The organism is Micromonospora sp. SL1-18, from assembly GCF_047921505.1.
In the GTDB taxonomy this organism is placed as follows: Bacteria; Actinomycetota; Actinomycetes; order Mycobacteriales; family Micromonosporaceae; genus Micromonospora.
This window is the reverse complement of sequence record NZ_JBLROA010000041.1, coordinates 32,587-51,084: the sequence shown is the minus strand read 5'-3', so window position 1 is coordinate 51,084 and position 18,498 is coordinate 32,587. Positions and strand designations below refer to the sequence as shown.

The 18,498-nt window shown below is 72.8% G+C and carries 22 protein-coding genes; 10 read left to right on the top strand and 12 right to left on the bottom strand.

The window, feature by feature from the left end; genetic code table 11:
* The 3 genes from ACNAW0_RS19940 to ACNAW0_RS19930 form a co-directional block, all read left to right on the top strand.
* Positions 1-344 (top strand): hypothetical protein (locus tag ACNAW0_RS19940; protein WP_416289437.1); only part of this gene is annotated, 344 nt, incomplete at its 5' end.
* 120 nt (positions 345-464) lie between these two features.
* Positions 465-800, top strand: coding sequence for a DUF952 domain-containing protein (locus tag ACNAW0_RS19935; protein ID WP_416289436.1), 336 nt, complete (start codon positions 465-467; stop codon positions 798-800).
* A gap of 245 nt (positions 801-1,045) precedes the next feature.
* Positions 1,046-1,999, top strand: coding sequence for an L-threonylcarbamoyladenylate synthase (locus tag ACNAW0_RS19930; RefSeq protein ID WP_416289441.1), 954 nt, complete (start codon positions 1,046-1,048; stop codon positions 1,997-1,999).
* A 3-nt stretch (positions 2,000-2,002) separates the two neighbouring features.
* On the opposite strand, the gene ACNAW0_RS19925 is transcribed toward ACNAW0_RS19930, so the two are convergent.
* A complete protein-coding gene (locus tag ACNAW0_RS19925) occupies positions 2,003-2,464 on the bottom strand; it encodes a GNAT family N-acetyltransferase (RefSeq protein ID WP_416289435.1) in 462 nt (153 codons plus the stop codon).
* 112 nt (positions 2,465-2,576) lie between these two features.
* Positions 2,577-7,082: an HAD-IC family P-type ATPase gene (locus ACNAW0_RS19920; RefSeq protein WP_416289440.1), complete on the bottom strand. Its 4,506-nt coding sequence runs from the start codon at positions 7,080-7,082 to the stop codon at positions 2,577-2,579.
* 225 nt (positions 7,083-7,307) lie between these two features.
* On the opposite strand from ACNAW0_RS19920, the gene ACNAW0_RS19915 reads away from it, so the two are divergent.
* From ACNAW0_RS19915 to ACNAW0_RS19895, 5 genes are all read left to right on the top strand, one after another.
* A complete protein-coding gene (locus ACNAW0_RS19915; protein WP_416289434.1) occupies positions 7,308-7,568 on the top strand; it encodes a hypothetical protein in 261 nt (86 codons plus the stop codon).
* Between the two features lie 84 nt (positions 7,569-7,652).
* Positions 7,653-9,029, top strand: a complete 1,377-nt coding sequence (locus ACNAW0_RS19910; protein ID WP_416289433.1) for an MFS transporter — start codon at positions 7,653-7,655, stop codon at positions 9,027-9,029.
* 190 nt (positions 9,030-9,219) lie between these two features.
* Positions 9,220-9,999, top strand: coding sequence for an SDR family oxidoreductase (locus tag ACNAW0_RS19905; protein ID WP_416289432.1), 780 nt, complete (start codon positions 9,220-9,222; stop codon positions 9,997-9,999).
* A 37-nt stretch (positions 10,000-10,036) separates the two neighbouring features.
* Positions 10,037-10,231: a hypothetical protein gene (locus ACNAW0_RS19900; RefSeq protein ID WP_416289431.1), complete on the top strand. Its 195-nt coding sequence runs from the start codon at positions 10,037-10,039 to the stop codon at positions 10,229-10,231.
* 139 nt (positions 10,232-10,370) lie between these two features.
* Positions 10,371-10,919: a YbaK/EbsC family protein gene (locus ACNAW0_RS19895; protein ID WP_416289439.1), complete on the top strand. Its 549-nt coding sequence runs from the start codon at positions 10,371-10,373 to the stop codon at positions 10,917-10,919.
* A 49-nt stretch (positions 10,920-10,968) separates the two neighbouring features.
* Here the strand turns inward: ACNAW0_RS19895 and ACNAW0_RS19890 are convergent, their stop codons facing one another.
* The 4 genes from ACNAW0_RS19890 to ACNAW0_RS19875 are packed head-to-tail and all read right to left on the bottom strand — an operon-like array spanning position 10,969 to position 14,326.
* Positions 10,969-11,601: a DsbA family oxidoreductase gene (locus ACNAW0_RS19890; protein WP_416289429.1), complete on the bottom strand. Its 633-nt coding sequence runs from the start codon at positions 11,599-11,601 to the stop codon at positions 10,969-10,971.
* A 20-nt stretch (positions 11,602-11,621) separates the two neighbouring features.
* Positions 11,622-12,047, bottom strand: a complete 426-nt coding sequence (locus ACNAW0_RS19885; RefSeq protein ID WP_416289428.1) for a SufE family protein — start codon at positions 12,045-12,047, stop codon at positions 11,622-11,624.
* A 43-nt stretch (positions 12,048-12,090) separates the two neighbouring features.
* On the bottom strand, positions 12,091-12,507 hold the full coding sequence (locus ACNAW0_RS19880; protein ID WP_416289427.1) for a CBS domain-containing protein: 417 nt from the start codon (positions 12,505-12,507) through the stop codon (positions 12,091-12,093).
* A gap of 49 nt (positions 12,508-12,556) precedes the next feature.
* Positions 12,557-14,326, bottom strand: a complete 1,770-nt coding sequence (locus ACNAW0_RS19875) for a proline--tRNA ligase (RefSeq protein WP_416289426.1) — start codon at positions 14,324-14,326, stop codon at positions 12,557-12,559.
* Positions 14,327-14,480: 154 nt separating this feature from the next.
* Between ACNAW0_RS19875 and ACNAW0_RS19870 the strand changes: the two genes are divergently transcribed.
* Positions 14,481-15,011, top strand: a complete 531-nt coding sequence (locus ACNAW0_RS19870; protein ID WP_416289425.1) for a GNAT family N-acetyltransferase — start codon at positions 14,481-14,483, stop codon at positions 15,009-15,011.
* Positions 15,012-15,121: 110 nt separating this feature from the next.
* Here ACNAW0_RS19870 and ACNAW0_RS19865 read toward each other — a convergent pair whose 3' ends face one another.
* On the bottom strand, positions 15,122-15,307 hold the full coding sequence (locus ACNAW0_RS19865) for a DUF397 domain-containing protein (protein ID WP_416289424.1): 186 nt from the start codon (positions 15,305-15,307) through the stop codon (positions 15,122-15,124).
* On the bottom strand, positions 15,298-16,101 hold the full coding sequence (locus ACNAW0_RS19860; RefSeq protein ID WP_416289423.1) for a helix-turn-helix domain-containing protein: 804 nt from the start codon (positions 16,099-16,101) through the stop codon (positions 15,298-15,300). The genes ACNAW0_RS19865 and ACNAW0_RS19860 overlap by 10 nt, the downstream gene beginning before the upstream one ends.
* A gap of 284 nt (positions 16,102-16,385) precedes the next feature.
* Between ACNAW0_RS19860 and ACNAW0_RS19855 the strand changes: the two genes are divergently transcribed.
* Entirely contained in the window at positions 16,386-16,724 is a 339-nt protein-coding gene (locus tag ACNAW0_RS19855) for a hypothetical protein (protein WP_416289438.1), read from the top strand.
* A gap of 31 nt (positions 16,725-16,755) precedes the next feature.
* On the opposite strand, the gene amaP is transcribed toward ACNAW0_RS19855, so the two are convergent.
* The 4 genes from amaP to ACNAW0_RS19835 are packed head-to-tail and all read right to left on the bottom strand — an operon-like array spanning position 16,756 to position 18,487.
* Positions 16,756-17,331 (bottom strand): alkaline shock response membrane anchor protein AmaP, encoded by a 576-nt coding sequence (gene amaP / locus ACNAW0_RS19850; RefSeq protein WP_416289422.1) that lies wholly within the window; start codon positions 17,329-17,331, stop codon positions 16,756-16,758.
* Positions 17,331-17,870 carry a DUF6286 domain-containing protein gene (locus ACNAW0_RS19845; protein WP_416289421.1) on the bottom strand — a complete coding sequence of 180 codons (540 nt, stop codon included), beginning with the start codon at positions 17,868-17,870 and terminating at the stop codon, positions 17,331-17,333. Before ACNAW0_RS19845 ends, amaP begins: the two co-directional genes overlap by 1 nt.
* Before the next feature lie 12 nt (positions 17,871-17,882).
* Positions 17,883-18,311 carry an Asp23/Gls24 family envelope stress response protein gene (locus ACNAW0_RS19840; protein ID WP_416289420.1) on the bottom strand — a complete coding sequence of 143 codons (429 nt, stop codon included), beginning with the start codon at positions 18,309-18,311 and terminating at the stop codon, positions 17,883-17,885.
* Positions 18,308-18,487 carry a hypothetical protein gene (locus tag ACNAW0_RS19835; protein WP_416289419.1) on the bottom strand — a complete coding sequence of 60 codons (180 nt, stop codon included), beginning with the start codon at positions 18,485-18,487 and terminating at the stop codon, positions 18,308-18,310. Before ACNAW0_RS19835 ends, ACNAW0_RS19840 begins: the two co-directional genes overlap by 4 nt.
* Positions 18,488-18,498: the final 11 nt, after the last annotated feature.

Below are 18,498 nucleotides of genomic sequence, written 5' to 3'. Positions count from 1 at the left end.
CTTGGATGATTGGTCGCATGAGCGTGGATGACCCGGAGCCGGTGTGGATCGCCTTGCCTCTCGTCAGCGTGGTCCTCGGCCTTGTATTGGTCATCCTCGGCGTGCGTGTCGCGGTGACGCGACGGTTTCCTCTGGCCTGGGTACGGGTCGCGCGCCTGCCGGCGAGCCAGCGATCCCAGCCCGTCCGCCACGGTGGCTTTCTCGCCCTGCTCGGTGCGAGCATGCTCGTCGCGCAGGCACCGTTTCTCATCCCCATGCCCCAGGCGGTCGGACGGGCCCTGTTCGCAGTGGTACTGCTTCTCGTCATGAGTGCGGCGGGATGGTCCGTCCTGCTCCGGCGCTAACCATCCCGATGATGCTGCGAACCCGCGTTCGGGACGAAGAAGTCTGGGCTGTACAGCGGGCGGCGGGCCAAGCGGGCAGCCTGTCTAGACGCTCGCCCGTCCACCTGTAACCGTAATGCGGTGCTGATCTACAAGATCCTCTTGCCTGCCGAGTGGGCTGAGTTTGAGACCACCGGGCGTTTCGACGGTTCGCCGTTCGACCGCAGCAGCGGTTTCATCCACTGCTCCTCCCGGGAACAAGTGGGCGCTACGGCCATGCGGGTATTCGAGCAGGAGCCAGCGCTTGTGGTCGTCGCTCTCGACACACAGCTGCTCGGCGAGTCCGTGCGCTGGGAGGATGCCGCCGATGGCGGCAATTTCCCGCACGTGTACGCGGCTCTGCCGCTCAGCGCTGCCGTTGCGGTATACCGGGTTGCCGGGGCATCGTCGATGGACGAGGTGCTACCGCAGGGCTAGATCCGGCGACCTGGTCAACGAAACCAAGCCGTCGGTTCATGGCTATCGCGGATGATCGATGTCCAACTGAAGGCGGACCCACTCCGGCATGTCCCGGACCCTACCCGCGCGGCCACCCGAGGTCGTCTACCGGTCGAACGCCAGCACGACGAGGGTACGCCGAGGCCGTCACTGGGCCGACCCGGCGGAGCCGGCGTACGGCGGCAGGCTAGCGTCGGGGCGTGAGCTCCGGATCCCCGCGCGTCCTGCCGGCGGCCAGCGGCGTCGCCGAGGCGGCTGCCGTCCTGCGTACCGGCGGGTTGGTCGCCTTTCCCACCGAGACGGTCTACGGGCTGGGCGCGAACGCGCTCGATGCCCGGGCGGCGGCCCGGATCTTCGAGGCGAAGGCGCGGCCCAACTTCGACCCACTGATCACCCACCTGGCCGACGCCGCCGACCTGCCCCGCCTGGTCGGCGCGGTGCCGCCGGCGGTCGCCGCGCTGGTCGAGCGCTTCTGGCCCGGCCCGCTCACGCTGATCGTGGATCGGCCGGCGGTGATCCCGCCGATCGTCACCTCCGGCCTGGACACCATGGCGGTCCGGGTGCCGGACGAGCCGTCCGCCCGGGCGTTGATCGCGGCCGCCGGGGTGCCGGTGGCCGCCCCCAGCGCCAACCGGTTCGGGCAGCTCAGCCCGACCCGGGCCGAGCACGTGGTGGCCGGGCTGGGCGGCGCGGTGGATGTGGTGCTCGACGGCGGTCCGACGCGGTGCGGCATCGAGTCGACCATCGTGGACGCCCGGGGCGTACGACCGGTGGTGCTCCGGCTGGGCGCGCTGCCGGTGGAGGCGCTGGTCGAGGCGGTCGGGCCGGTCGACGTACGACCGGGCAGCTCGGGCCAGCCGGTGGCGCCCGGCACGCTGGCCGCGCACTACGCCCCGCGTACCCCGTTGCGGGTGGGGGCGGCGGAGTCGGCGCCCGGCGACGGTGGCCGGCGCGGGTTCCTGGCCTTCCGGGAGCGCCCGGCGGCGGGTGCCTGGGCGGCCGTGGAGGTACTGTCGCCCGAGGGTGACCTGACCGAGGCGGCCGCGCGGCTGTTCGACGCGCTGCACCGGCTGGACGCGGCCCGGGTGACCGAGATCGTCGCCGAGCCGGTCCCGGACGGCGGGGTGGGGCGGGCAATCAACGACCGGTTGCGGCGGGCCGCCGCCACCTGGCACTGATCGTCACAGGGTCAGCTCGCCGACCACCTGGTCGGCGCTGTGCTCGCCGGTGAGCCGGAAGCCGAGGCGGCGGTAGAAGCGCTCCGGGCCGTGCGCTCCGGGGACCAAGGTGGTGATCAGCCGGTCGGCGCCCCGGCGGCGCAGTTCCTCGGCCACCGCTGCCACGGCGAAGTGGCCGTATCCCCGGCCCTGCTGGTCGGCGGCGATGTTCAGCCGCCACAGCCCGGAGCGGGCATCGGTCGGATCCTCCGGCCGCCACTGGATGTCGAGGAAGGCCATCAGGAAGCCGACCGCCTGGCCGCCGTCGACGATCAGCCGCGGCCAGGCGACGTCCGGCTGGACGTACGCCTCGGCGAGTGACCGCGCCACCGGCTCGACCAGGTTTTTCTGGTCGGGACGGACGGTGATCGCGCAGGCGGCCGCGATGTTGTCCGTAGTGATCTTCTCGAGACGCGGGGACGGCACGGCAGCACCCTAGCCGCCGGGTGGCGCCGGACTCGACCGGTTTACGCGGGGGATTTCCCTGTTAATAGGGGGCCCCTTTACAACGCGAGGCGTTAATAGGGGGCCCCTCCTTTCAGCGCTGCGGCAGGCGGTCGACCAGCCGGGTGAGTGCGCCGTTGGCGAAGGTCGCGCCGAGCGCGGAGCCGGCGGCGATCGTCCAGCCCACCGGGCCGAGGGGTGTGCAGCCGAAGAACTGGCTGAGCCCCGGCGTCTGCACCACCCCGATCAGTACGCCAATCGAGGCGGCGGTGGAGGCGAGCACGGTGGGGCTGGTGCCGCCGGCCAACACGGTCTGGCCGAGCTGGGTGCCGACCAGCGAGGCGAGCGCGATCGTCCCGGCCCGCCGTTCCCTACCGGTCCACCGGCCCATCGTCCAGCCGGCGGTCGCGCCCAGCGTGGTGGCGCCGGCCCGCAGCGCGATCTCCCGGGTCATCGTCCCGCCGAGGGAGGTGTCCGGACCTTCTAGCAGGAGGTGGTCGGCCCGGTCGGAGGCGGGCGGGCGGACCGCGATGGCCAGCGCCGGTGCCAGGTCGGTGAGCAGGTTGACCAGGAGCAGTTGCCGTCCGTTCAACGCGGACCGGCCGGTGGCCGCGGCGGTCAGCACGCTGAACGAGATCTCGCCGAGGTTGCCGCCGACCAGGATGCTCAGCGCGTGGCGGACCGACGACCACATCGCCCGTCCCTCGACCAGGGTGGCGATGATCGTCTCCAGCCGGTCGTCGGTGACCACCAGGTCGGCGGCGGCGCGGGCCGCCGGGGTGCCGCGCTGGCCGAGCGCGATGCCCACGTCGGCGAGCCGGATGGCCGGCGCGTCGTTGGCGCCGTCGCCGGTCATCGCCACCGTACGGCCCCGATGTTGCAGCGCCTGGATGATGCGTACCTTGTGGGCCGGGGTGCAGCGGGCCACCACGTCGGTCGCCATGAGCCGCTCGGCCAGTGCCTCGTCGTCCAGCAGGTCCAGGTCGGTAGCGGTGACCACCCGCTGCTCGCCGTGGTCGGGGCTGATGGTCGCGGCGATCGCCTCGGCGGTGGCCGGGTGGTCTCCGGTGATCATGATGGTGTGCACGCCGGCCTGCCGGATCCGGTGCACGGCGGGCTTGGCGCTCTCCCGTACCCCGTCGGCGAGGGCGAGGAAGCCGATGAAGACCAGGTCGTCGACCTGGTCGTCGGTCACCGTCTCCTGGTCCACGCGGCGCTCGGCGACGGCGAGGATCCGGTGCCCGGCCCGGGCCCGCTCAGCCAGCATCGCGTGCACCGCGTTCCGGCCCGCCTCGTCGAGCGGCTCGTCGTCCCCGCTCCGGAGGATCGTGCAGCGCGGCAGCACCGACTCGGGCGCGCCCTTCACGCTGAGCAGCAGCCCGTCCGCGGTCCGTCCCACGGTGGCGTGGTAGCCGCGGGACGGTTCGAACGGCAGCCCGCCCACCGCCACCCAGTCCGCCGCGCCGATCTGCTCCGTGACCTCGGCGCTTCCCGCACCCCGGCGTACCGCCCGGTCGGTCTGCTGGGGCAGCTCGTCCGGGTCGGCCGCCGCCGGGGTGGCGCGCAGCGCCGCGGCCAGGGCCAGCCGCAGCGGCTCGTCCAGCCGGTCCGGCGGGGCGTACCGGTCGCTGCCGTCGCCCACCCCGGCCAGCAGCAACTTTCCCTCGGTGAGGGTGCCGGTCTTGTCGAAGCAGAGCACGTCCACCCGGCCCAGTGCCTCGATAGTCCGCGGGTTGCGGACCAGGGCGCCGTGCTCGGCCAGCCGCCGCGCCGCCGCCAGCTGGGCGGCGCTGACCAGGAACGGCAGCCCCTCCGGCACCGAGGCGACGGCCAGGTTCGCGGCGGTCGCCGCCGTCTCCGCCAGGGGTACGCCCCGAAGCAGCCCCGCCCCGGCCACCGCGAGCGCCGAGCCGGCGGCCAGCGGCACGGCGGAGCTGGTCAGCTTGCCGAGCCGAGCCTCCACTCCGCTGGGCGGCGGGGCCTGCCGGGCCATGGCGAGGCTCCGCCCCGCCTCTGTCTCCTCGCCGGTCGCCACCACGACGGCGGTGCCGTGGCCGGCGGCGACGGTGGTGCCCTCGTACAGCATGGAATGCCGCTCGGCGACGGCCGCCGCCACCACCGGTTCGGGGGTCTTGCTCACCGGCAGGGACTCGCCGGTCAGCGACGACTCGTCGGCCTCCAGCCCGTCAGAGGTGAGCACCCGGCAGTCGGCCGGGATCGCGTCGCCGGGGCCCACCGCGATCACGTCCCCGCACACCAGATCCTCGGCGGGCACCACCTGTTCGGCGCCGTCGCGCAGCACCCGGGCGGTCACCGCCGAACGGGACAGCAGCTCGGCCAGGGACCGTTCGGTGTTTCGCTGGTGCACCGCGCCGATCAGGGCCGAACCGCCGACCACCCCGCCGACCAGGGCCGCGTCGACCAGCGAGCCGAACGCGGCGGAGAGCACCGCCCCGGCGGCGAGCACCGGGGTGAGTGGGTTCGCCAACTCGTCCACGAACATGCGCAGCAGCCCGGCCGGGCCGCCGCCGTCGCCGGCCGCGGCCCGTCGACGGCGTGCGGCCTCCGCGCCGGTCAACCCGGCCGGGTCGGTACCGAGGTGGTCCAGCACGGTCTCCACCGGCATCAGGTGCCAGGCGGTCTGCGCGGGCACCGGCGTGCGGGTCCGGTCGGGCAGCCGGCGGGCCCGCCACACACCGTGCGCGAAGGCGATCGCGCCGGCGCCGTTGATCGCGCCGTAGGTCCGGCCGGGCAGCTGCGCGGGGGCGGCGGTGAACGCGTTCAGCGCCCCCAGGCCGCTGCCGGCCATCGCGATCCGGATGTTCTGCCTGGTCATCCGGCGTGCCACCCCGGTGGCGTCGACCAGTAGGGCGGGAATCCGCAGGTCGTCGCCGACCAGCAGGTGCGCGCCCCACGGCGGGAGGTCGTCCGGGGCGGCCACCCCGAGCCCGCAGTCGGCGGCGCCGAGCCCGGCGCGGTCACCGGAGACGACCATGACGACCGCACCGTCGCGTTGCAGGGCGCGTACCGACTCGGCGAGGCGGGGGCCGCCGGGCACGACCAGGTCCGCGAAGCCGTACCGCTCGTCGTCGTCGCTCGCGATCACGAGCCGCAGGCCGGCCTGGCGGGCGGCGGTGGGCAGGAGGTCCACGCCGGGGGCCGGCTCCGGCTCGACCCGGAGTACGGCGGCCAGGGTGTCGCCGGCCGCGAGGCCGAGCAGCGGACTCCCGCTCTCCCGGAGGCGGCGGCTGTCCGGGGTGTCCCCGGGGTCGTCGGCGTCGATCCGATCCAGCGGCCCGAGCCGCCAGCCGTCGGCCTCGTGCAGGGCGCCGGGGGCGGCCGGGTCGAAAAGGGCGAAGGCGCGGGCGGAGACCTGCGCGGTGTCCGCTCCGGGCAGGGGCGCCAGGTCGGCCAGCACACCCCGGTCCGAGCCGAGGACGGCGCTGTCCAGCACCACTGTGTCGATCCGGTCCAGCACCCGCAGCACGCTGCGGTCCATCGCGATGACGCCCCGTCGGGCCAGCATCCGGCCGAGCTGCGCGGCGTATCCCTCGCGTCCGCTCCCCGGCGCCTTCGGCAGCGAGGAGAGGGCCAGCGCGGCGGCCCGCTTGGGGCCGGCGACCGGCAGCGCGGCGGCACCGGCCGCCACCCCGGTGTCGAGCATCCTGGTCACGTACCGTTCCGCCGGGCCGTCGGGCACCGGGCAGGGGCGCTGCCAGTTCGGCACCCGGGCCACCGCCCGCTCCGGCGTCCCGGTCAGTCGCGGCTCCGCCCTGCTCCAGGCGGCGAGTTGGGCCCGCGCTTCGCCCCACTGCACCACCCGCTGCGCGCCGTCCAGGACGATCCCGGCCCAGCCCCCGGTGAGGCCCTGCACGACCGCCTCGGCGAGCGGGAAGAGTACGTCGGCGCGGGGGTCCGCGCGCAGCCCCTTGCCGGCCAGCGCGTGCAGCTTCGGATGCAGGTCGATCGCGGTGAGCAGGCCGGACACCTCACCGGGGACGGGGGTGAGCGGCAGGATCCGGGTGGCCGCCGAGATGGTCAGGCCGAGCGCGTCCGAGGCCAGCCCACCCAGGGTCCGGGGCGTACGTGGGCCCTCCTCCGGTGGGTGCGGCGGAGGAATCTCCGGGCTCGGCTCGTGCGGGCACACCCGTTCGACCCGGGCGACGGTGGCGATCAGCTCGCGTAGTTTCGGCTTCGGTTCCTCGACCGCCACCACCACCCGGCCGGAGGGCGCGTTGACCCGGGCCCAGGCCACCCCGGGCATCCGTTCCAGCGCCTCCTCGACCTGGCGGGCCAGCTGGTCCCCGCCGTCCTGGCAGACGCCGTGCACCTCGATGTGGTGCCGACCGTCCTTGGTCCAGATCCGGCGTCGGGTCAGCCCGACGAGCCGGGCCAGCCGGGTCGCCGCCGTACCCACGCTTCCCGCGGCCTCGGTGACGCTGTGCGGCACGGCGGCCTGGGCCGCGCCTCCCACGGCGGCACCGCCCGCCCGGGCCGCGCCGGGCACGGTGGTGACGACGGTACGGGCGACCCGCGCGACGGCGTCCGGCACTGCCGTCGCCGACAACAGGAGGCCGGCGTACCGGCCCAGCGAGGTCATCGAGGTGTACGGCCGAGCCGCCGGCCCCGCTCCCCGGTGCGCCGGTCGCCGCATCCGCCGTACGCCATCTCGCCTCCCGCGTTCGTCCCGGGGGCCGACTTTCCCGGCGTCGCGTCCGTTATGCCCCCGGGCTGGGGAAGTTTCCGCGCTACCGGGGCATGGACGGGATCGCCGGTGGAATGCCCACCCGGAGGTCGATGTGTCATCCAGAACCGGGGAGGCGACATGAGCACCCTGACGCGACAACTCGGCGGGGCGCACGAGATGATCACGGCGTACTGCCGGCGGGTGGAGATCCCGGTGCTGGGCGAGGTGGCGATACCCCCGCCGGACAAGCTGGCCTACTACGCCGGGTTGGGCGTGCTCGCCGCCCTCCAGGTGATCGAGTGGCCGCTGGCTCTGGTGATCACGGCCGGGCATCTGCTGGCCGACCAGCACCTCTCCGGCGTGGTCCGGGGACTGGGTGAGGCGCTGGAGTCGGCCTGACGAGACCAGGCTCACGGTTGACCTCAATCCGGGTTGAGGTCCCAAGCTTGAGCCCATGTCGACCGCACGTACGCCGGAACGCCGGTGACCACCACCGCCGCGCCGGCGGCCCCACCCGCCAACCTGTACTCGCCGCGCTTGCGCGCGATGACCGTGGGCAGTGTCGCCCTGGTCTCGCTGCTGGCGTTCGAAGCCCTCGCCGTGGGCACCGCGATGCCCACGGTCGCCCGCAGCCTGGACGGGCTGACCCTCTATGCGCTCGCCTTCGGCGGCCCGTTCGCCGCCGGCGTGGTGGCCATGGTCGTCTCCGGCATCTGGTGCGACGCGCGGGGACCGCGCCAGCCGATGTCGCACGGGGTGGCCTGGTTCGTGGTGGGGCTCGCCGTCGCGGGTGCCGCCCCGACGATGGGTGTGCTGGTCGCCGGCCGGGTGGTGCAGGGCTTCGGGTCGGGTCTGCTCTCCGTGGCGCTGTACGTGATCGTCGGGAAGGCGTACCCCGAGGAGTTGCGGCGGCGGGTCTTCGCCGCGTTCGCGGCGGCCTGGGTCGTACCGTCGCTGGTCGGTCCGGCGCTGGCTGGCCTGATCGTCGAGCACCTCGGCTGGCGCTGGGTCTTCCTGGCGGTGCCGGTGGTCGCGGTGCCGGCGGTGCTGTTGATCCAGCCCGGGCTGCGGGCGCTGGGCGCGGCGGTCCCCACCCGTCCGCCGGCCGGCGCGCTGGCCCGGATCGCCTGGGCCTGCGGGGCGGGGGCCAGCGCCGCACTGCTGCACCACGGGGGGCAGCAGCGCGGCGTGCCTGCCGCCGTAATGGTGGCGGTGGCGCTGGCCGGACTGCTGGCCTGCGCCCCGCGCCTGCTGCCGGCGGGCTTCCTGCAGGCTGGGCGGGGCCTGCCCACGGTGGTCGGCCTGCGGGGCCTCGCGTCGGCGGCGTTCGCCGGGGCGGAGGTGGTGCTTCCGCTGATGCTCTCCCGGGAACGCGGCCTCTCGCCGACCGCGGCCGGCCTGGTGCTGACCGTCGGCGCGGTCTCCTGGTCGATGGGCTCGTGGCTCCAGGGTCGGCTGGCCACGCCGCGCTCCGTCGCCACCCTGCCCCGGGCCGGGCTGAGCTGCATCACCGCCGGTACGGCCGGCGTCGCGCTGGCCGTGCTGCCGGGCGTACCGGTGGCGCTGGTGGTGGTCGCCTGGGCCGTGGCCGGCATGGGCATGGGATTGCTCTATCCGTCTCTGTCGGTACTCACCCTGGCCCTCTCCGCGCCCGACGAGCAGGGTCGCAACAGTTCGGCGTTGCAACTCGGCGATTCGCTGGCCGCCGCCACCGTGTTGGCGTTGACCGGCGCCGTGCTGGCGGCGAGGCCGGCCCCCGGCCCGGCGAGCTACGCCGTCACCCTGGCCGTGGCGGCCGGCTGCGGGTTGATCGGCGTGCTGCTCGCCGGTCGGGTGGTGGTACGCCGGGCAGTCCCCTGACCGGCCTCGCCCAGCCCGACGCTGGTCGACCGGCCTCGCCGGGACAGGCCGGTCGACCTCGGGCCGGGCGGATCGGCCTCGCGGGCCCGTGCACGGCGGCCAGGATCGGCGTGCGGGAGGCACCACCTCCTGCCGTCACGACGGGCGGCACTGCTTCGTCCTTCCGGTAGGGCACGGGAAAGGACGGTCGATGAGGGTTCTGGTCACCGGGGCGAGCGGGCGGCTCGGGCAGCAGGTGCTGCCGCGACTGCGGGACGGTGGGTTCACGGTGCGGGCGGTGAGCCGCCGCCCCCGCGAGGACTCCACGGTGGAGTGGATGGCGGTCGACCTCGCCACCGGTGCTGGGCTTGCCGAGGCGCTCGACGGGGTCGAGGCGGTGCTGCACCTGGCCTCCTCGCCGGCCCGTCGTACCCGAGAGGTCGACGTGCTGGGCACTCACCAGCTGGTCGTCGCCGCCGACCGGGCCGGCGTGGCGCACCTGGTGTACGTGTCGATCGTGGGCGTCGACCGGGTGCCGTTCGGCTACTACCGGCACAAGCTCGCGGCCGAGCAGGTGGTGGCGGCCGGCCCGGTGCCGTGGAGCATCCTGCGGGCGACCCAGTTCCCGGAGTTCCTGGAGGAACTGCTGCGCGGCGCCAGCCGGTTCGGGCCGGTGATCGGTGACCCGGCCGTGGTCGCCCAGTCGGTCGACGCCGGGGAGGTGGCGAGCCGGCTGGTCGCGATGCTGACCGCCGGCCCGTCGTACGCCGTCGCGGAGTTCGGCGGCCCGCAGGTGCTCCGCTTCGACGAGGCGGTACGGGCGTGGCGGCACGCCCGCCGGTCCCGTCGCCCGCTGCTGCCGGTGCGGATCCCGGGGCGGCTCGGTCGGGCGCTGCGGGCCGGCGGACTCACCACCACCATGACCCCGACCGGCACCCGGACCTGGGCGGACTACCTCGCCGACACGTATGGGGGAACGGGCCGAAGATGAAAACTTCAGCGGCTCATGTTCGCCTTACCGTGACCGCATGCTGGTTTTCGTCACCACGGTGATCCTCTACGTGTTCGGCTTCGTGTTCCTCTACGCCGTGATCCGGCTGGGCGTCCGGCACGGCATCGAGGACGTCGAGGCGCACCGCGCCAAGATGGCCCGGGCCGAGCAGCTCGCGGCGTACCAGGAGCGGACCTTTGTCCGCGAGAACGCCTTCCTCACCGGCAGTTGACGTTCGGCGGGGACCCGGTGGGCTCATCGGCACGCCTGTGGGCTGCGGTCGGGACGCCGGTGGGCTCTCGTGCCGGTGGGCTGCGGTCGGGACGCCGGTGGGGCGGATCCGGCCCGCGGGTGCGAGGATCGCAACCGTGATGGGGACGCTGAAGACCGAACCTGCCCGTACCCGGCTGGACCTGTTGGCACCGCCGGTCGCCGACGCGATCGAGCGGTGGCCCGGCGGGGCGCCGGTGGACGTCGACGACGTCCTGGTCGCCCCGATCGACGCCGAGTTGGCCGACACGGCGGCGTTCTGCGCCGCGTACGAGGTGGGGCTCGACGAGTCGGCGAACTGCGTGGTGGTGGCCGGCAAGCGGGGTGGCGAGACCCGGTACGCGGCCTGCGTCGTACTCGCCACCACCCGGGCCGACGTCAACGGGGTGGTCCGCCGGATGCTGGACGTACGCAAGGCGAGCTTCGCGCCGATGGCCGACGCGGTCGAGCTGACCGGGATGGAGTACGGCGGGATCACCCCGGTCGGGCTGCCGGAGGAGTGGTCGATCCTGGTCGACTCGCGGGTGGTCGCCACGCCCCACGTGATCATCGGCTCCGGCGTACGGCACAGCAAGATCGCGCTGCCCGGGCCGGCGCTCGGCGCGCTACCCGGGGCGATCGTGGTGGAGGACCTGGCCAGGCCCGCCTAGCCAGCCAGTGTCATCGATCTTGTTCCACGTGAAACAATATCGATGGTGATCACTTGGGCGTCTCGCGCTGCTCGACCTCGCGTAGGGCGGCGAGCAGGGTTTCCGGCTCCTGGGCGCCGGTGACGGCGTACTTCCCGGCCAGCACGAAGGTCGGCACGCTGGAGACGCCGAGCTGGCGCGCCGTGTCCAGGTCGACGGCCACCTCGCGCCGGCCGAGGTTCGACTCCAGGTACTCCCGGGTCTCGGCCTCGTCCAGGCCGGCCCCGGCGGCCAGCTTGACCAGCGCGTCCGTCGACCCGACGTCCACGCCGTCGTGGAAGTGCGCCCGGTAGAGGGCCTCGACCAGCTCGGCGGCGCGGCCCCGCTCGGCGGCGTATCGGATCAGCCGGTGCGCCTCGAAGGTGTTGGCCTGCACCGCGTGGTCGAAGCGCAGATCGAGCCCCACGCCGGCCGCGACCTGGGTCACGTGGGCGAACATCCCCTCGGCTCGCTCCCGGCCGCCGAACTTGGCGGCCATCGCCTCGACCAGCGGCTTCGGCTCGGTGGCCGGCGTCGGGTCGAGTTGGAACGGCCGGAAGCGGACCGTCACCTCGCCGTCGTACGACTCCAGCGCCTGCTCCAGCCGGCGCTTGCCGATCCAGCACCAGGGGCAGACGACGTCGGCGTAGATCTCGATCTCCATGACCGGAGACAACCCGTCGATCAGGAGATCTGTTCCCGGACCTGGCGCTTGAGCCGGGCCAGGATCGCGTTTCCCCCGCGTACCCGCAACGGGCTGATCGCCTGGGCCAACCCCATCCGCTGGTAGAGGTCGTCCGGGACGGCCAGCACCTCATCGGCGCTCGCCCCCGCCAGCCCTTCGGCGAGGATGCCGGCGAAGGCGCGGGTGGTCGGCGCCTCCGGCGGGCAGTCGAAGACCGTGCTCACCGTCCGGTCGGGGTTGACCTCGGCGCGCAGGAAGAAGGCGGTCTGGCACTCGGGGACCTGCTCCAGCTCCGCCCGGTCCATTCCGGCCGGCAGGGGCGGCACGACATCGGCGTACTCGAGGAGCATCTCCAGCACCACGTCGCGGGGCGCGGCGGCGAACTCGTCGACGATCTCGGCCAGCTTGCTCGGCATCTCGGGCATTCCCTGAGGCTATCCGCCGCACATCGCCGCCCAGCCGGAGGTGTTAATAGGGGGCCCCTCCTCTACCGGAGGCGTTAAGAAGGGGCCCCTCCTTTCGCATGGCCAGGTCGCCGAGGGAGATGATGCCGACCAGCTTGCGCTCGCTGTCGCAGACCAGCACCCGCCGGATGTTGCGCTCCCGCATCAGGGCGGCCGCCTCGCTCGCCGTGGCGTGCTGGTCGATCATCACCACCTCGCGGGTCACGATCGAGCCGATCGTGGTGGTCGCCGGGTCGGCCCGCTCGGCCACCGCCCGGACGACGATGTCGCGGTCGGTCAGCATGCCGGCGAGCGTCGCCCCGTCGGTGACCACCACGTCGCCGATGTCGGACTCCTTCATCACCCTGGCCGCCTCGTCCAGGGCGGTCTCCGCCGGCAGGTAGAGCACCTGCTTGGTCATCACGTCGCTGACCCGGTACATGAGGCCTCCGAAACGCTCGATCCGACAGCGGTACCCGGTGGCGCGTCCGCTACACCCGGTCGCGGTGGGCCCCGCGTACCACGTCGAGCAGGTGCTCGACCAAGCCGTTCACCGGCAGTTCGACGCGCTCGCCGGAGGACCGGTCGCGCAGCTCGACGTACCCGTCGGCGAGACGGCGCCCGACCACGACGGCGCGCGGGATGCCGACCAGCTCGGCGTCGGTGAACTTCACCCCGGCCGACACGTGCGTGCGATCGTCGACCAGCACCCGCAGGCCGGCGGCGGAGAGGCGCCCGCCGAGGTCCAGCGCCGCGTCGAGCTGCGGCCCCTTCCCGGCCGCCACCAGGTGTACGTCGCACGGCGCGACCGCCGCCGGCCAGACCAGCCCCCGGTCGTCGTGGTGCTGCTCGGCGACGGCCGCCACCGCCCGGGAGACGCCGATGCCGTAGCAGCCCATGGTGGGCCGGACCGGCTTGCCCTCGGGGCCGAGCACGTCGACCGTGAAGGCGTCGGTGTAGCGGCGGCCGAGCTGGAAGATGTGCCCCACCTCGATGCCCCGCCGCATGGTCAGCTCGCCGGTGGCGCAGGCCGGGCAGGGGTCACCGGGGCGTACCTCGGCGGCCTCGATCGTGCCGTCCGGGACGAAATCGCGCCCGCAGACTACGTCGACCGCGTGCCGGCCCGGCTCGTTCGCCCCGGTCAGCCAGGCGGTGCCGGGAACAATCCGCGGGTCGACCAGGTAGCGGATGCCGTGCTTGGCGAGGATCTGCGGCCCGATGTAGCCGCGGACCAGCTCGGGGTGAGCCATCCAGTCCTCGAACACCGCCACCGTGGCCGGGGCGAGCACCGCCTCGACCCGCTTGAGGTCCACCTCGCGGTCCCCGGGCAGCCCGATCACCAGCAGGTCCGCCTGCTCGGCTCCCGGCCGGCGTACGGTCAGCACCACGTTCTTCAACGTGTCGGCGGCGGTCCAGTCCGTCCGGCCGCCGAGGGCGCGGGCGTTGGCCAGCTCGACCAGCGAGGCGATGGTGGGCGTCTCCGGGGTGTCGTGCACCTCCATCGCCGGGCGCGCGTCGGGGTCACCGGCGGCCGGGGCGCGGGTCACCACTGCCTCCGTGTTGGCCGCGTAGTCGCAGGCCGTGCAGCCGACGAAGCTGTCCTCGCCGACCGGGGTCGCGGCCAGGAACTCCTCCGACGCCGAGCCGCCCATCGCCCCGGACATCGCGCGCACGACCGTGAAGTCCAGGCCGAGCTTCTCGAAGACCTTCGTGTAGGCGTGGCGGTGCCGGTCGTAGGCCTCTTGCAGCCCGGCCTCGTCCAGGTCGAACGAGTACGCGTCCTTCATCAGGAACTCGCGCCCGCGCAGCAGCCCGGCCCGGGGCCGGGCCTCGTCCCGGAACTTCGTCTGGATCTGGAACAGGGTCACCGGAAAATCGCGGTACGAGGTGAAGAGGTCCTTCACCAGCAGTGCGGCCATCTCCTCGTGGGTCGGGGCGAGCAGATGCTCGGCGCCCTTCCGGTCGGCCAGGGTGAAGATGTCGTCGCCGTACTCCGTCCACCGCCCGCTGGTCCGGTAGGGCTCGGCCGGCAGCAGCGCCGGGAAGTGCACCTCCTGGTCGCCGATCGCCGCCAGCTCCGACCGAACGATCTCGGTGACCCGGTCCAGCACCAGCTTGCCCAGCGGCAGCCAGGTGTACCCACCGGGGGCGGCGCGGCGGATGTAGCCGGCGCGGAGCAGGAGCCGGTGGCTCGGCACCTCGGCGTCGGCCGGGTCCTCGCGCAGGGTCCGGAGCAGCAGTGTCGACATGCGCAGCAGCATTGCCGCAGCGTACGGGGGGCGGTGCGCTCCGGCGATCCAATTCGCCCCGAGTCAGGCATGATCGACTCCATATCGCCGACGTTGCGGTATCCGACCGACCGGGACACCGCCATGTGACGCATCCGGAGTGGATCAAGGTGCCTATATTCGCGCCATGCGCGATCGAGGGTTCGGTAACGAGGAGTTGATGACTTCGCGGCTGTCACTACGCCGCCCAACACCCGCCGATATCGACCTGATCCACGCCGTCCACCGCGACCCGCGAACCTGCGCGCACAACCCGGCCGACATGCTCGACACCCGCGCCGACGCGGAAGACCTCTACCGCCGGTGGGATGACCACTGGCAGCGCTGGGGCTTCGGGTACTGGGTGATCCATTCCGGCCGCAGCGGCCTGGGCTTCTGCGGCATGAAGCTGATGCGGTTGAAGGACCAGGATGTCCTCAACCTGTTCTATCGCCTCGATCCAGTTGCCTGGGGCGAAGGGGTGGCGACCGAAGCAGCCATGGCGGTTGTTGGTTGGGCGTCCGCCCATCGTCCGGACCATCCCGTCATTGCCCGAGTCCGCCCCGAGAACGCAGCCTCTCAACGAGTCGCCGTGAAGGCTGGCCTGCACCGCGCGGAACACCTCGACACGCAGGGAGAAGACGGCCTCGACTGGATCTTCACCTCCCACCGGCCCTGACCTGCGGCTCACGCGGCGTTGAAGTTGGTTAACACCGCAGCGTCCTCGCCCTTAAGCGAGGCGTGCCACGCTGCGGCAGCCGCGATGGCGCGCGCCAGTCCAGGTACGGGTCAGTGGCGCTTGGCGTGCTCGACGAAGGTGCGCCAGGTCGGGGAGTCGAAGGTGAGGACCGGGCCGTCGGGGTCCTTGCTGTCGCGTACGCCGACGACACCGGGCAGGTTGTCGGCCACCTCGACGCACTCGCCCTGGGTACCGCTGCGGGTGGACTTGCGCCAGGTGGCGCCGGTCAGCTCCACGACGTCATCACATCCTTCATCAGCTCGACCGACTGCTGGCGAGACAGTGCCTGGCCGCGGACGCTCTCCCACCTCGCCAGCAGAATAGCCAGATCCTCATCTTTGTCGACCACCTCGCCGCCGAGCTGGGTCTCCTGGTGGCCGACCCAGCCGCCGTCGCGGCTCCGGGCGAGCGAGAAGGGGCCGACCAGCCCGACGTGCAAGGCGACGGTGGCCGGAATGATGTGGACGTGAATGCGCGGGCGCTGGGCGCACTCGATGAGATGCGCGATCTGCTCCACCATGAGCCCGCGGAAGCTCTCGTCAGCTCGGCGGAGCACGGCCTCCTCAAGCACCACGACATACATCGGCGGATCGGGACTGACGAGGATCGACTGCCGGTCCATCCGGGCCGACACCCGCTTCTCCACCTCATCGTCGCTGATCATGTCGTCGGTGCGGATGATCGTGCGGGCGTAGTTCTCCGTCTGTAAAAGGCCATGAATGAGGGAGGGCAGGTAGCAGCGCAACTGTTGCGCCTGCCGCTCCGCTTCCAACCACGGCTTGAACCAACTCGGCTGGCCGTCGCGCTCGGCCATCTTGAGCAGGGACGTCAACAGCCCACCCGTGTCCAGCACCTCGTCGGCCCGCTTCAGGAAGAACCGGTCGAACGGCCGCTGCCCCAGCTCGATGGCGGACACCTGGGAGCCCGAGAAGTGGACGAGCTTCCCGAACTCCTCCTGGCTCAGCTCGGCCTTCATCCGTAGCCGCCGCAGTTGTGCCCGGATCAGCTCGGCGGTCGGTTCACTCTCCACGCTGCCTCCACGATTTTCCCGGCCTGCTGCCCGGCGCCGCCGTCCATCCGCAACAGCCGACCGGACCTTCCCCCGGCCGCCTTCGATGCCTTCCGAGCGTAGTGCTGTCCTCAGCAGACTGTCACGCAGCGGGCCCCCGTCCGGCCCGCCACAGGGCCGCCCCGAACCCCCCGGTGCAGGGGCGGCCCCGACCCCGTACTCGACAAGGAGGACCTGATGCGCAACGCGCTCCGCTGGCGGGCCAACGGCGGTCGCTGGTGACTGGCTACGAACGGCACGTCACCATGCTGCCGATACCGCGCCTCGGGCCGTACCCCGCCCGGCCACGGCCCTACCCGCCCGGCCACCCACCGCACCTGCCGATCCGGCCGCTGTGGGTCTGCCGGGCCTGCGGGCAACCGTGGCCGTGCGCCGAAGCCCGGCTGCTGCTCAAGGTCGAGTACGACGACCACCCCGTCGACCTGGCCATCTACCTGTCCGGGCTCTACCACGAGGCCACCCACGACCTGTTCCGTCTCAACCCGCACGACGGCCCGACCCCACGTGAACTGTTTGAACGCTTCGTCGCCTGGGGCCCGTACCGCAGGGGGATCATCGAACCATTGCGTTCGCCCGGCTCATAGGCAAACCCGTGCGACGGTTCACACCGAGCCCTCAGCTAACGCGAGTGATCCGGCGCCTGGGGTAGGTGAGGTCGAGGACGACGGGCAGGTCCGGCTTGCCGACGGCGTAGCGGACCCGGGGCAGGACGACGGCTTCGAGCCGCTCGCGCAATGCGGCAAGGTCGACGTCGGGATCGGCAGTGACGCTCAGCGCCAGGCTGGGAGCATTCGGGCTGCCCGAAAGCTTGGTGCCGACGTCGTCCACGCCCGGGCAGTCCTCGATTTCCGCCCTGACGGCGGTGGCGAGGGCACCGGCGTCGAGGACGGTCCGCCCGGTGGTGCCATCGGTGCTGATGTTGATGCGCCGCTGGCTGGGTTCGGTGGTGACGACGATGGCCAGCCAGCGCAGGCCGAGCAGCGCGAGAATCGCGGCTGCCACCGCCGCCACCGGCCAGAACCAGCCGCCGTGGGCACCGATGTAGCGCGCGGCCGGATTGTCGAGCAGGTGTCGCCGGCTGAAATCCCGGCCGTACACGTCGGCACCGGCGAGGAGGACCGCGGCGCCGGCGACGAGCAGGACCAGCGCGAGAACGGTGAGCAGGGCTCGGTTGGCGCGATCGGCCAGCATCACTGCTGCTCCTCCATCCTGATCCGTACGTGCAGGGCCGGTGCCGTGGCCAGGCGCAGCGCGTCGAGGCGGTGCTGGGCGGCCGAGGCTATCGCGGCGTGCACGGAGTCCACCGCCGGTGCTGCCCCGTCGTGGACCTCGGCGCGAAGGCGCACGAGGTGCCGGCCGACCGTGACGTGGGCGTCCTGGACGCCGTCGACCTCGACGGCCGCGTCCCGCAGGGTCCGGGCCAGGCCGCGACGGGTGATGGCCGCGTCGGTGGCGGAGGTTAGGGGCTGCAGACGCAGCCGGTCCGGCCGACGGGGTTTGAGCTGCGCGGCGAGCAGGAGCAGCCCGATGACGGCGAGGACGACACCGACCAGCCGTACGATCCCGCTGCCCCAGGTGGTGCCGGACGCCCAGCGGTACAGGCCGGGCCAGTCCAGCACGATCGGCTTCGCCCCGATCGCGTAGGCGACGATCTCGATCAACACGAGCACGGCACCGAGGGCCAGCGCGAGGCTCAGCAGGAACGCGAGCAGACGGTTGGTGATTCTCACCAGGGCCTCGATTCAGCGCACCCGACCGCCGGTTGCACGGTCGGTGACCAGGTCGGTGACGGTGATCCCAACCTCCTGGACCCGTAGCCCGGTCAGTTCCGACACGCGGGTCTGGACGCGGTCGCGGACCTGGGCGGTGACCTCCGGGATGGATGCCGGCCAGCGGACGCTGATGGACAACTCGATGCGGGTCACCGATCCCTCGATGTGGGCGGACGCGTTCGCGGCGGCGCCCAGGTCGGCACGGCGGATTCCGAAGCGGCCCGCTCCGGGGAGGGACCGCCCGAGAACGCGCGGCGTCGCCTTGCCCGCCTCGGCGATCTCCCGTGCCGCCCGCGCGGCGATCTTCTCCACCACCCGGTCGTGGATGTGCAGCCGGCCCAGCTCCTCGTGCGTCGGCTGGCCCGGCCCGCCTGCTCCGGCGTCGGTCATCGCAGTCATTGGCTGCTCCGCCGGCCCTGAATGTACGGGGCGAGATTGACCTCGCCGGCGAAGAACTTCGACACCGCGTAGCCGATCGCCGCGAACAGCGCGACGATCAGCATCTGACCGAAGCTGCCGAATGCCAGGGCAAAACCCAACGCCAGGCCGACGACGACGCCGATTAACTTGCTCATGCTGTCGCTCT